Source organism: Psychrobacter sp. M17(2026) (assembly GCF_055699815.1).
Genome location: NZ_CM146741.1, coordinates 1,996,607 through 2,009,996 on the forward strand (window position 1 = coordinate 1,996,607; position 13,390 = coordinate 2,009,996).

Annotated in this window: 10 protein-coding genes, 2 tRNA genes and 1 other annotated feature; of the genes, 6 read left to right on the plus strand and 6 right to left on the minus strand. The window is 41.5% G+C overall.

Annotated features, from left to right (window positions below; translation table 11 throughout):
- The first annotated feature begins 678 nt into the window (after positions 1-678).
- The 6 genes from ACR63T_RS08410 (at position 679) to ACR63T_RS08435 (ending at position 6,157) form a co-directional block, all read left to right on the plus strand.
- Positions 679-2,328 carry a sodium:solute symporter family protein gene (locus ACR63T_RS08410; protein ID WP_472785260.1) on the plus strand — a complete coding sequence of 550 codons (1,650 nt, stop codon included), beginning with the start codon at positions 679-681 and terminating at the stop codon, positions 2,326-2,328.
- A gap of 9 nt (positions 2,329-2,337) precedes the next feature.
- Positions 2,338-2,472 carry a putative transporter small subunit gene (locus ACR63T_RS08415; RefSeq protein ID WP_305898422.1) on the plus strand — a complete coding sequence of 45 codons (135 nt, stop codon included), beginning with the start codon at positions 2,338-2,340 and terminating at the stop codon, positions 2,470-2,472.
- Positions 2,473-2,691: 219 nt separating this feature from the next.
- Positions 2,692-2,765, plus strand: a tRNA-Cys gene (locus ACR63T_RS08420).
- A gap of 114 nt (positions 2,766-2,879) precedes the next feature.
- Positions 2,880-2,966, plus strand: a tRNA-Leu gene (locus tag ACR63T_RS08425).
- A gap of 283 nt (positions 2,967-3,249) precedes the next feature.
- Complete coding sequence (locus ACR63T_RS08430) at positions 3,250-4,050, plus strand: alpha/beta fold hydrolase (protein WP_305898423.1); 801 nt, start codon at positions 3,250-3,252, stop codon at positions 4,048-4,050.
- 352 nt (positions 4,051-4,402) lie between these two features.
- Positions 4,403-6,157: an alpha/beta hydrolase family protein gene (locus ACR63T_RS08435; protein ID WP_472783681.1), complete on the plus strand. Its 1,755-nt coding sequence runs from the start codon at positions 4,403-4,405 to the stop codon at positions 6,155-6,157.
- Between the two features lie 162 nt (positions 6,158-6,319).
- Here the strand turns inward: ACR63T_RS08435 and ACR63T_RS08440 are convergent, their stop codons facing one another.
- The 6 genes from ACR63T_RS08440 to exaC all read right to left on the minus strand — a co-directional run bounded on the left by ACR63T_RS08440 (position 6,320) and on the right by exaC (position 13,208).
- Positions 6,320-6,445 (minus strand): AlpA family phage regulatory protein, encoded by a 126-nt coding sequence (locus ACR63T_RS08440; protein ID WP_371747938.1) that lies wholly within the window; start codon positions 6,443-6,445, stop codon positions 6,320-6,322.
- Between the two features lie 295 nt (positions 6,446-6,740).
- Positions 6,741-6,917, minus strand: a complete 177-nt coding sequence (locus tag ACR63T_RS08445) for a hypothetical protein (RefSeq protein WP_472783682.1) — start codon at positions 6,915-6,917, stop codon at positions 6,741-6,743.
- A 144-nt stretch (positions 6,918-7,061) separates the two neighbouring features.
- Positions 7,062-7,177: a sequence feature (AL1L pseudoknot), on the minus strand.
- 330 nt (positions 7,178-7,507) lie between these two features.
- A complete protein-coding gene (gene eutC, locus ACR63T_RS08450; RefSeq protein WP_472783683.1) occupies positions 7,508-8,467 on the minus strand; it encodes an ethanolamine ammonia-lyase subunit EutC in 960 nt (319 codons plus the stop codon).
- A gap of 61 nt (positions 8,468-8,528) precedes the next feature.
- Positions 8,529-9,908, minus strand: coding sequence for an ethanolamine ammonia-lyase subunit EutB (locus ACR63T_RS08455; protein WP_305898427.1), 1,380 nt, complete (start codon positions 9,906-9,908; stop codon positions 8,529-8,531).
- 158 nt (positions 9,909-10,066) lie between these two features.
- On the minus strand, positions 10,067-11,509 hold the full coding sequence (gene eat, locus ACR63T_RS08460) for an ethanolamine permease (RefSeq protein ID WP_305898428.1): 1,443 nt from the start codon (positions 11,507-11,509) through the stop codon (positions 10,067-10,069).
- Positions 11,510-11,681: 172 nt separating this feature from the next.
- Entirely contained in the window at positions 11,682-13,208 is a 1,527-nt protein-coding gene (exaC, locus tag ACR63T_RS08465) for an acetaldehyde dehydrogenase ExaC (protein ID WP_472783684.1), read from the minus strand.
- Positions 13,209-13,390: the final 182 nt, after the last annotated feature.

Below are 13,390 nucleotides of genomic sequence, written 5' to 3' on the forward strand. Positions count from 1 at the left end.
TCTGCAACTGGCCGATAATTTTGTGCCAAGTTACCTACTACAGCAGATTGGCTCGTAAGCGATGGTCGTTCTTGCGACAATCTTAGCTGTCAGCTTTAACTACAGATTATTTATCTCTGTACCTTCAATGTTCACTTAGCAGTACTCATTGAAAACACTTAGGGTCTGTTGAACATTCATAAATGAGCACTGCTGATAGCTAAAATGGTTCTAGTTTAAGTAAAAATCGCAGGCAATGCAGATGCCTTGGCTAGATTTTTACAACGAATAGAGCGATTTTAGCATCAGCCTACAAGGACAGGACTCTTTTTTGCCGATTCGTCATTAAAAAGATCCGCTTAGAATGACTAAACTAGATATTTTTAATCTAAAATCGCCTAAAAAATAGTCACTGTCAGTGCCATGATCGAATGTTCAACAGACCCTAATCTATAAACATTAAACTTATAGACACTTAGCTAAAAATTCTTAGTTAACGAGTGCTTAGCTAGTAAGTACTTAGTCTTGATTGTCGCAACAATATATAGCTATCTATTATCACGGCTATTCGTGTAATCGCTGTGCCTTCAATAGACACGCCTTAGAATTATAGTGCTAGACATATATATTTTTGTGTCAGTTTTAGCTTATATAAACCACTACAAACAATTGCGAGGTATGAATTTGAAAACTGAGTCATTGTTCCAATTCTCAGCAGTAACCGTTATTTTATTATTAGTAGCCTTTTATGGCGGTACTTATTTGTTATCGCTACTGATTAAAAAAGACAAAGAATCAACCACTGGCTTTATGGTGGCAGGTCATGGCGTTGGCTTTGGTATGGGCGCTGCCAGCATGACCGCGACTTGGATTTGGGCGGCATCGTTTTATGCAGCAGCCACGTCCGGCTACAAATACGGCATATCAGGACCAATACATTATGGATTTTGGGGCGCATTGATGATTTTATTCATCTACCCTTTCGGTATGCGTTTTCGTGAACTCGCTCCTGATGGTCACACTTTAGGGGAGCTAATTCACGCCCGCCATGGCTCATCAAGCCAATTAATTTTAGCCATATCCAACATTATGGGCAGCTTAATTAGCTTGATGGTCAACTTTACTGCCGCTGGTGCGCTAGTATCGGTATTGTCGCCACTATCGTTCCAAACTGGGGTTATTATCGCTGGTATTGGGGTGCTGAGCTATACCCTCACCTCAGGCTTTCGGGCCTCAGTATTTACCGATTTTGCTCAACTGGTCGCGTTGATGGCGATTGGGGTCGTGATTATTCCAGCGGTGCTATTCGCGATGGGTGGTCCTTCGGTCATGGTAGAAGGGCTGTCAAATCTTACCTTTGAGCAGCAAGACTTCTTCTCATCTGAAGCATTCTTTATGCAAGGAGCGCCGTTCTTTGTAGCCGTGCTTGCTTATGCTATCGGTAACCAAACCATTACCCAGCGCCTATTTGCCATTGATAAAACTAAAATCAAAGCGACCTTTATCACAGCTACTGTCGGCTATGCGGGTATTGTCATTGGTCTTGGTATGATAGGTCTCATGGCGCTAACGATAGGTATTGAACCTTTAGATGGCAATATGAATAACCTGATTCCGCAGATGGTTAGTACTTATTTGCATCCTGTGTTTATTGGCCTATTCTTTATCTTAGTTATCGGCTCACTATCATCAACCGCTGATTCAGACTTATCTGCGCTATCGACGATTATGATGGCCGATGTCTATGGCAAAAACATTGCCAAAAAAGGGCACGTTAAGCCCAAAACCATGATGCTAGTCGGTCGTGGTACGATGATTGTCGCCACTGCTGCAGGGCTTGTTTTTGCCAGCTTTAAGCTAGATATTCTCGTAATGTTAGTCTTCGTTGGTGCTTTATGGGGCGCTGTCGTTTTCCCTGTTATTGCTAGTGTCTATTGGAATCGGGTGACCAATACAGCCTTTACCGCAGCGGTGTTGGTCGGACTGTTATTCTTCTGTATTGCCCGCTTTGAGCTGATACCTATTGTCGGTATTACCGCTCTATTCTTCGAAGTTATGGCAAGCGTCGGTGGCGCAGTCGTTATCGGGCTTATGGTGTTTGGTTTCTTAGGTCGCAAAATAGGTATGGGCGCGGCGGCTATCGCACTCGTATTCATGCTTGTATTTGCCACTGGCTTCTTGCGTCAATACATGGTGCTCGTCGCTTCATTGACAGCTTATGGCGTCAGTACGCTTGTCTGTGTCATCATCAGTCTTATGGGTAATGAGTACTTCGATTTTGATTTGATTAAAGAACGTGTGGGCGACTATGACAAAAAAGCAAAGACACCCTCATTACCCAAAACTTAAGGAGCTATTATGGATAACGTTTACCTTTATGGATTCTATATTTTAATTTGGCCCGCGATTACGCTTGGCGTACTGGTGTTAATCTGTACCGCAACCTATCGCGACATCAAAAAGGCTCGTAGCGATAATAAAGATATTATTTAAGCCTTTAAACGAGTCTTTGATAGCCTTACTGAGCGATCGCTTGGTAGGGCTATTTTTTGCTAGGCATTTTTGACTAATAGCGTTCATATAATTCTAAATAGCCAACTCTTTAATTATTAATAGAAGCATCAAGGTACTATTAAGTGCTAAATAAAGTGCTCTTATCTAAAAAATAGCTTGTAATTTAAAATATTTTTGCTAATATAGTCAACCTTGATTGGCTGGATAGCAAAGTGGTAATGCACTGGACTGCAACTCCTTGATCGTCGGTTCGATTCCGACTCCAGCCTCCAATTATTTATTAAATTTTAGCTTGCATTCTCAATAAAATTGATTATAATAGCGACCACTTATCCAGTAACTAGATGGTCTATCAGCTAGATTACGCTAAGGATAAAACAAGTTTTGCCCGGGTGGTGAAATTGGTAGACACAAGGGATTTAAAATCCCTCGCTAGCAATAGCGTGCCGGTTCAAGTCCGGCTCCGGGTACCATTATATAGTTCTAAAAACACCGTTAATCTTTGAGATTAGCGGTGTTTTTTTATGCTTATTTTAGATGACTAGTTTTAAATAACTAACCGCTTATCTCGGCTACCAAAGATAGCTTTATCACCACGATTGTACACGCGCAAATTAAAATCTAGATTGTAGTCTCAAATACACAAACAGTTTCGAATACATTAACAACAGTTATTTGACATTTTCCCATGCTATTATTAAGTTCGCTAGATGCTATCTATTTGAATTAATAGTGTTTACTACAAGGAAGAAGATTATGCCAACAATTGATGTTAACGGAACTACGCTTTTCTATGATGAGCAAGGCCCCAAAGACGCTCCTACATTGGTACTGAGTCACTCACTATTTTTTGATCGAGAAATGTTTATTCATCAAATAGAGGGACTCTCTAAGCACATCAGAGTAATAACCTATGACCATAGAGACCAAGGGAAAAGTGCTCGATCTGAATTGAAAAGCGTCGATATGGATACTTTAACTGACGATGCCGCAGCTTTCATTGAGGCGCTTGATATAGCCCCTTGCTTTTTTGCTGGAAACTCCATGGGCGGTTTTGTTGCTTTGCGTTTGGCGGCTCGTCGCCCAGATTTACTAAAAGGATGTATCGTACTTGGATCTAGCGGCGAACTTGAATACAAACTAGCAGAGTTCTCACCTCTCATTGATGGCGTAGAGGCAAACGGTACTGAACCATTTATTGATACCCTTATGTACATTATGTTTGGTGATGACTATTTAGCAGACTCTTCGCGTGAGAGTGAGCGCGAAAATTGGCGTAAGTATATGATGGAGCTAGGACCAGATATTTCACGTAGTGCTCACGGCGTTATTCATCGAAAAGGTGTGCTGGACGAACTCAAAGAATCTTCGGTTCCACTATTAATATTAGCAGGCGAGCAAGATCATGCCTACGAAGTCCCACTCTCAGAAAATATTGCTCAAACCGTATCTGAGAGTCAGATGTTTGTAGTTGCTAAAGCTGGTCACTCAGTAGCGCTTGAGCAACCTGAAATTGTAAATGATTATATTGCGAATTTCATCTCAGAACACTCTTAAGATGCTTGGTAATCTATTGGACCAAACTCTCTATGAATACAGCCTAATATCATGATGGTTGGGCTGTCGCAAGCTTTAAGATATCCTATGTCAACAGAAAAACTTGCTAAGTGTATATTTACTATAATGTCTCTTATTAGAATCTTGAGAACGCTAATTTAAGTAACCAAAAGTATGTCTGTATCATATGCAAACTAATAAAATATGACTGCTTAAGATCACTTAACAAATGAATTAATGTTGTTTCTAATTATTGCTATTTTAAGATATGATTGTAAGGTGAAATAGTAAGTGTCTTTACATACTGTCTAATTCCGATAATTAAACTTTAACAATAACATGGACGTTATTTATGAAAAAATACCAGCATACTTCCGATGTAAGTATATCGATGAGCAATACCTCAGTTATTAAGTCATTAGCTACCAAACGTTCTCTTACTTTAACAGTGCTGGCAACGTGCATAAGCCTTGCACTGGTGGGTTGTGATGATGACGACTCCTCTTTTGAAGAAGTCGTTCAAAATCCTGCAAATCCAATTAAATTACTTGAATCGCCTGAAATTACGAAAGTATTTACTGCCCAAGAGCTAAAACAAGCTATCGATGCTGAAGGCATCAATGTTAGTGCCAAGGTAGATGATCCTGTTTGCGGTATCACTGTCCACTATATCAATCATACCACCACTGGAGTAGCAGGCGAGGCAACCAATGCAACAGGAGCTGTGATTACTCCCAATGGTAATGATCCTATCTGCCAAGGCGAGCGCCCTATTACGCTATATGCACATGGAACGAACTCTGATAAAAACTACAATCTAGCAGCGCTCAACGACCCTACTAACCCTGCTTATTTAAAATCGTTAGTAGTAGCCGCTACTTACGTCGGTCAAGGGGATATCTTAGTTGCCCCCAACTATCCAGGTTATGACAAATCTGACTTATCCTATATTCCGTATAATACGGTGGAGCAAGGTAAGCAGATGATTGACGCGCTAGAAGCAGGTAAGCTTACGGTCGATACAGTCAATACTAGCAATAGACAGTCTGTGAGCAGTACTGTCACCTATAACGATAAGCTCTTTATAACGGGGTTCTCACAAGGTGGTTACGCTACAATGGCGACTGCTAAATTACTTGATGAGGCAGGAACACCAGCTACCGCTATCAGCCCAAGCTCTGGTGCTTACGCTATCTCTGCCTTTGCCGATTCTATTCTCTCAGGTAACGTTATTGCTGGAGGTACTATCTTTTTACCTTTGCTGAGCGCAAGCTACAGAGAAGAGTTCAAAAATGCTAATGGTGAGGGTAGTCCCTTCGATGAAATTTATGCTGCTCGATACACCAATGCGCCTAATTTATTTCCGACACAAGGCTCCGTCAATAGCTTGTTCCAAACTGGCCAATTGCCCGTCACTAGCTTATTCCAAGCAGCACCAACTGGTTATGACTTCTTAGATCCCATTTCTCCTGCTTCGCCACTATTTGCTTTTGGTTTTGATAAAACAAACTATCTATTCAATACCGACTTTAGAGCTAAATATGTACAAGATATGAGAAAATATCCTGACGGTACATTCCCAACCTTTACTACAGCAGCATTGGCAGTTAATAGTGAGAACGGTGTACGCCAAGCTTTTATAAAAAATGACCTACGTAATTATGAGCCGACGATGCCTGTTCTTATGTGTGGTGGTAATCAAGATCCAAGTGTGATCTTCGATATTAACACTACAACTCAGTCACGCATTTGGCAAGACAAAAAAGACATACAGTTTGCTGCATTAGATGTGGATATTACTAATAAAGACGCACGTATCGCTGCTAATAAATCAGCATATGTTAGTACGTTGCCAACCGTTATTAATAATGGTATTCAACCTGTCGTTGATAATGTTCAGAAAAACTTCTCCACTGAACTTAATACTCTTCTAACTGCTGCTTATACCTCTGCCTTTACTGCTGCTATTACTTCAGGTAGCACTCAAGCTGAGGCTACAGGCGCAGGTCAAGTTGCAAGCTATACTGCGCTACTCTCAAACTATCATGGCATAGCTGATACTTATTGTGTCAGAGCAGCAAACGGTTTCTTCGCTCAATACCGCTAAAAGATTCGTTGCTCTCATTTAATCTTAAATGAGAGTACTGATTTAAATTAATAGATTCCTCTCCATAACCAAGGAGCAAAACCATTTGGATGATCGATACCATTGAGGACGCAATTAAACCGCCCTACTCGATCGAGCTGAAGCAGTTATACAAATTCAGACTTAGCGCTCATTTATCTTAGTGTTAATCCAACTCGCAATCTCACTAGCTACCCACACTACTCTTACCTTCGTAAGCTGTATCTTTTTAGGGAATGTTGGGTCGTAGCGGTCAGAGTTTTCATTGATAAGCTCATATAGTAGAGCGGCTTAGAGCAGTATAACTACTAACATCTTTAATGCTTAATAGCTGTGGAATGTGGTTGCATTGCTCAATGGAGGGCAGAATTGTTTGAGTCTGAGTATTTGTGTTCAAAGTTTCCATGATTTGCTCCTTATAAGTGAATGAGAGCGTTTCCTCTCATATACTTATCGAGTCCCATATTTTTTTACTGCGTCCTGTGCAGTCCTGTCTGTACTTAGCCAAAAAAAGAGAGCTGAATCACTCAGCTCTTTTTTATACCGTAAGTTTGCGTTGGCTGTACTAGCTTACCGCTGTCACACTTTGCCGTAGCTCCTGCTCAGTGCTTGTAGCATCATGTATTGGCAGTGTTTTCACTGGATTAACTTTTTGTATTTCATTTTGATCACTACCTTCATTAATATTGAACTCTTCTACCTCATAAGCCTCTTCGCTATCAATCCCAAAGCACGAGTTCACGTAACCTTGCTTCGCAGTCTTAGTGCTGCTTGATCAAAGCCATGTTCGCTAAGCTCAGTATCAAATGTAGAAGCCGTCATGCTGACTGCGTAATGAGTGCTTCTCAGGACAGACCTCTAAGTCTTTAGCGCGATAATAAGTCGATGGAGTAATCGGTAGGACTCTACAAACTGACTCGATCCCGTATTGATATTTATGCTCATCGATAAACCTAACCATTGTCTTAGTCAGCGGGCGAGCTCCGCCTGGGCAAAAAAGCGGATGCCTTCCTGATAATCTCGTTGGCTTGCTTGAGTTATTTGATCTCGCGTTCAAGCTCTTTAATACGTGCAGCTTGATCTTGAGCTTGAATAGTAGCTGGTATGGTTTTATCGATGTGCTTTTTATGCCAGGATCGCAGGGTTTCAGGTGTGCAGCCAATCTTAGGCGCTATGACTTGAATGGCCGACCAGGTAGAAGGGTAGTCATTCGCAGCTTCAATTAGAATACGAATAGCTCAATCTTTAATCTCAGGGGTGTAGTTTCGTGTTTTCATTGTCGTATTCTCTCAGAAAGTTAGGTCTCCGACAATCACGGGGCGGTTCAGTCAGCTATAAAAACTTTATCTTTGCTTGACCTTTGTTCAATACAGGCAACTCTTGCTCATCCTTTAAGTCAACGCCTGATAACTCAAGTTGATAAGATTTTTTCATCAGTGCTAATAGACGGCTTGCGGCTACTCTAATTGGAAGCCCAGCTGTTCGTACATTAGAGATGCAATTTCGCATAGCGTCATGGCTTGATGATTGAGCTTTCCAAGTATAATAAATACCTAAGCTATCAGGCGAGCTTAGACCTGGGCGCTCACCAATCAGCATCACCAACATCTTAGCATTAAAGCTTTCTGCAACCTCATCGCCTAAAGCAACGCGACTTCCAGTAGCAATAACTAATGGCGCAATGCTCCAGCCTTCTTCCTTAAATAAATGAATAAGTTCTGCAACAAGCTTTGGTCCATTCTCTGCTATTGCCCTTGCAGATAGACCATCTCCCATGACAATCACTACGTCATAAGACTTATCTTCACCAAACTGCCCTACCTTCTTAGATGAGTCAGTACTTAGCAATCTTCCCCAGTCTGGACGTTTAAGATAGTCCGCTTTATTCTTAGCTTGGCTCATTACTTTAAGGAGTTGCAAGTTATCGTCTGACTGTTCTGGTTCTTGACTATTAGTCTGTAGCAAATCTTCAGCTGTTCTATCTATGTCTATCTCTGTAATAGTTGTATTGCAATATTTAGATAAATCAGCTATTAAAGCGTCGACATCTAGATCCTGTAGTACTGCATCTTTAGCTTCCGCGTGATCAAGCTGAAATTTTAATAAGGGTTTGGTCGGAATACTACAGCCAACCCGACCTAAAGCAATTCTGGAGTCTGTATGTTCTTTTAGTTTTTGCCAAACATCCCTATGAACCAGTTCGGTAGAATCGCTATCGGAGTGAGCACTACTTGCTTCAAGCTGACTGTCTATAACATCCGATTGCTTCGTTTGTCGATAGTCAATAGACATAGAGTTCTCCATCATAAGTTAGTACTACAATAAATAATTAATTCACGTCAAAAAAAGATCATCACATTATTCCAGACAACAGGGCAGACGGTTTATCAGACCAATAAATCTTATTTTTAGATTGAGTGTATATCTCGTTATCACTTAGCCAAGCAGCAAACTCAGGGGCAGGAGTCAAACCAAGTAATTGCCTAGCGTATAACGCGTCATGAAATGATGTGGTTTGATAATTGAGCATAACGTCATCGGACCCTGGAATACCCATGATAAAATTAATTCCAGCATTCGCCAATAAAGTGAGCAAAGTATCCATATCGTCTTGGTCAGCATCAGCGTGATTGGTATAACAGATATCGCATCCCATAGGCACGCCAAGAAGCTTGCCACAAAAATGATCTTCTAATCCTGCTCGAATAATTTGTTTACCATCGAAAAGATATTCAGGACCGATGAATCCAACCACTGTGTTAACCAGTAGAGGATTAAACTCACGAGCCACAGCATAAGCTCGCGCCTCAAGCGTCTGCTGATCAGCATCAAAGTGGGCATTACTTGAAAGCGCACTCCCCTGACCCGTCTCAAAATACATCACATTCTGACCTACCGTGCCACGATTAAGGCTAAGACCGGCCTCGTACCCCTCTCTTAACATGTCTAGATTTATACCAAAGCTAGTGTTTGCCTTTTCACTACCAGTGATTGACTGAAAGATTAAGTCAACCGGTACATTCTTATTAATAAGTTGTATGGCTGAGGTGATATGAGTTAGAACGCAAGACTGTGTAGGGATCTGATATTCAGATATAACATGATCTAATAGCTTCAATAATTCAGAGAGGTTTTGCAAGTTATCAGTAGCTGGGTTGATACCAATTACTGCATCACCGTTGCCATACATCAATCCATCAATAATGCCTGCAGAAATGCCTAACATATCATCAGTTGGGTGATTCGGCTGCAGTCGCGTAGATAGACAGCCCTCAAGGCCAATTGTATTACGGAACTTGGTGACAACTCGACACTTTTTCGCAACCAATATAAGATCTTGCACCCGCATTATTTTGCTAACAGCAGCGACCATCTCTGGTGTAAAAGCGTACTTTAGCTCAGATATTGTCTCTGTTGTTGCAGACTCTCCTAAGAGCCAGTCTCTAAGATCACCAACTGTAAAACTAGATATCTTAGAAAAAGCTTGAGGATCATGCTGTGCCATAATTAAGCGAGTGACTTCGTCAGTTTCATAAGGAATAAGAAAGTCAGTTAAAAAATCGCTTAGCAGGCATTCAGATAAAGCCATTTGTGCTGCAACACGCTCGGTCGCATCAGAGGCAGCAACTCCAGCTAACTCATCGCCAGAGCGCTTCGGTGATGCTTTTGCAAGTAACATTTTCAAGTCTTTAAACTGATAGTTTCGTTGCCCTACTGTATGTTGATATGCCATTTTATACACCCTAAATCTGTGTGTTCGCAATTATCTTCAATACGTTCTTTATTGCACATATATCGAAGATAATTTTAAAAGTGTGGTTCAAAATCGCTTAAACTTAAAACCACACTAGCAAATTATCTTGAATTAATAAGACATAATGGTAAATGACTTTAACTCAAATCATCTGTTGCAGCTTTAATTTGAGCAAATTCTTCTTCTGGTGTACCACTCACTAAGTGGTGACGACTGAATATAACGAAGTAGAGAATAAATACCACATAAATTCCTGCAGCCATAAACCAAACCTTAGGATCGACCATCAACCCAGCTATTACTGCAAGTGATGCCAAAACTAGTGCGATACCGGAAGTAAAGATACCACCTGGTGTTTTATAGGGACGAGGAAGATCAGGACGAGATAAACGTAATTTGATGTGAGAAGCCATCATAAGTACATATGAAATAGTGGCACCAAATACTGCCATGAGTATTAGAAGATCACCCTCACCGGTAAGTGATAGTAAGAAACCTATAATACCAGGAACGATAAGAGCTAGATAAGGTGCCTTATTACTGTTAGTTAGTGAGAGCTTTTTGGGCAAATAACCAGCACGAGATAATGCAAAAATTTGACGAGAGTAAGCATAAATAATAGAGAAGAAGCTTGCAATAAGACCTGCAAGACCAACGAAATTCACAAAACTTGCTAACCATGTATCTTTACCGTATACGGCAATTAAGGCGTCAACTAAAGGCGCACCCGAATCTTTTAATGCATCTGCACCTGCAGCACCCGGACCTAGAAGTAGCACAAGCAGTGCAAACGTCGCTAAAATCAACATTGAACCAATCAAACCACGAGGCAAAGATTTAGCAGGATCTTTAGCTTCTTCAGCAGCTAGAGGCACACCCTCAACGGCTAAGAAGAACCAAATGGCGTAAGGAACAGCAGCCCATATACCGATATAACCAAACGGTAGGAACGAGCTGGCACCTGTTTCAGTTCCAACTGCAATATCAAATAAGTTTTTGCTATCAAAATGTGGAAACATGGAAACTATGAATACGCCTAGTGCGATACATGCCACTGCGGTAATACCAAACATTATTTTTAATGCTTCTCCAGCACCTTTTAAGTGGAGACCTATGAAAAGTATATAGCACGACAAATATACGATCCACCCTCCGATACCGAAAAGTGATTCACAGTAAGACCCAATAAACACCGCAATAGCAGCTGGTGCAATAGCGTATTCAATTAAAATAGCGGTTCCTGTTAAATAGCCTCCTAAAGGACCAAAGGCTGTGCGTGCAAAGCTATAACCCCCACCTGCCGTAGGTAACATAGTTGCCATCTCTGACATTGAAAGACACATGCACAAATACATTATAGCAACGACTATTAGAGCAACGAATAAACCTCCCCAACCTCCTTGTGCAAGACCAAAGTTCCAACCTGCAAAGTCTCCAGAAATGACGTAGGCAACGCCGAGACCTATTAATAGTACCCAGCCCACTGCCCCTTGTTCAAGTTGTCTTTTAGCAAAATACTCTTTGTTATTTTCAATACTGTTATTTGATCCACCATCTATCTGATTATTGGAATCTTCCATGCTGTACCCCTAAACTCGTCTAATAAACCGGAGAGTTATCATCGAAGCAATGTTACTAAAAACAAAACTATCAGCTTTACGAATCTACTTTTTGCTCAAATTATTAGCCGTTAGTAGATTCGGATCGCTGACAGTGTGATCAGTACATGCTCCTCATTTTCTAAATTAATCTTTAGAAGAATCCCATAGCTTTTGGATCATAAGAGACCAGCATGTTTTTGGTTTGTTGATAATGATTGAGCATCATTAGATGATTCTCACGACCGATACCAGACTGCTTATAACCACCGAATGCAGAATGAGCAGGGTAGAGATGATAACAATTGGTCCATACACGACCTGCTTGAATACCACGGCCAAAACGATAAGCCTTGTGTACACTGCGAGTCCAAACGCCTGCACCTAGACCATATAGCGTGTCATTAGCAATACTCATCGCCTCATCATCATCTTTAAAAGTCGTCACAGCAAGTACGGGCCCAAAGATCTCTTCTTGGAACACGCGCATATCATTGGTGCCCTCAAAGATAGTCGGCTGTACATAGTAGCCCTCTGCAATACTACCTTCATGTTTGGCACGTTCACCACCGACTAACACTTTCGCGCCTTCTTTTTTACCGATATCCAAGTAAGATAGGATTTTCTCTAGCTGATCGGAGCTGGCTTGTGCGCCAATCATAGTATCGGTATCTAGTGGATTACCCATTTTGATCGCTTTGACACGTTCGACACAACGCTCAATGAACTTGTCATAGATGCTCTCATGCACAAGGGCACGAGATGGACAAGTACAGATCTCGCCACTGTTAAGCGCAAACATCACGAGGCCTTCGATAGCTTTGTCTAAGAACTCATCATCTTCATCCATAACGTCGGCGAAGAAGATGTTCGGACTCTTACCACCGAGCTCTAAAGTCACGGGAATGATGTTTTCACTGGCGTACTGCATGATCAGGCGACCTGTGGTGGTCTCACCTGTAAAGGCTACTTTGTTGATGCGTGGATTAGAGGCTAGCGGCTTACCGGCTTCAACCCCGAAACCATTAACGACGTTAAGCACCCCTTTAGGAAGGATATCTGCCGCACCAATGATATCGAGCATAAACAGAATAGAGGCAGGCGTTTGTTCAGCAGGCTTTAGGACGATACAGTTACCTGCAGCAAGCGCTGGGGCCAATTTCCATACGGCCATTAAGATGGGGAAGTTCCAAGGAATGATCTGACCGACGACGCCAAGGGGTTCATGAAAGTGATAGGCGACGGTATCGTTATCGATTTGACTCAGTGTGCCTTCTTGCGCACGAATGGCACCAGCGAAATAACGGAAATGATCAATAGCTAAGGGAATATCGGCGGCCAGTGTCTCGCGTACGGGCTTACCATTCTCGTAGCACTCAGCAATAGCGATGGCTTCTAGATTGGCTTCCATACTATCAGCGATCTTAAGCAAAATATTAGAGCGCTCTGTCACGCTGGTTTTACCCCAAGCGTCTTTAGCAGCGTGAGCGGCATCCAATGCCTTTTCGATATCCGCTTCTTTAGAGCGTGCCACTTGACAGATAACTTTGCCATCGATAGGGCTAGTATTATCAAAGTACTCACCATCGACGGGCGCGGTCCACTCGCCATTGATAAAGTTGTCGTATTTTTCTTTAAATTGAACGCTGCTGTCGTTGGTATTAGGATACGGATATAACATAAACTATTCCTTGTTGTTTTACAGAGGCATGAGCTGCCTTAAATTGTTCTTCCTGATCAATTTACTAATATATATAACAATGACTTTTTTCTTCAAATCACAGTTCATTCTAGAGCTGTTTTTAGTAAAAAATATGTATGCTTTTCGTTATGTTGATAAGGTTGAATTTAACTTTAACCAAT

Excerpts from the sequence above, each read along its gene's own strand:
- ACR63T_RS08435 (WP_472783681.1), top strand. The coding sequence starts at position 4,403 with ATGAAAAAATACCAGCATACTTCCGATGTAAGTATATCGATGAGCAAT.
- eat (WP_305898428.1), bottom strand. The coding sequence starts at position 11,509 with ATGGAAGATTCCAATAATCAGATAGATGGTGGATCAAATAACAGTATT.
- ACR63T_RS08430 (WP_305898423.1), top strand. The coding sequence starts at position 3,250 with ATGCCAACAATTGATGTTAACGGAACTACGCTTTTCTATGATGAGCAA.
- ACR63T_RS08415 (WP_305898422.1), top strand. The coding sequence starts at position 2,338 with ATGGATAACGTTTACCTTTATGGATTCTATATTTTAATTTGGCCCGCG.
- ACR63T_RS08455 (WP_305898427.1), bottom strand. The coding sequence starts at position 9,908 with ATGGCATATCAACATACAGTAGGGCAACGAAACTATCAGTTTAAAGAC.
- eutC (WP_472783683.1), bottom strand. The coding sequence starts at position 8,467 with ATGTCTATTGACTATCGACAAACGAAGCAATCGGATGTTATAGACAGT.
- exaC (WP_472783684.1), bottom strand. The coding sequence starts at position 13,208 with ATGTTATATCCGTATCCTAATACCAACGACAGCAGCGTTCAATTTAAA.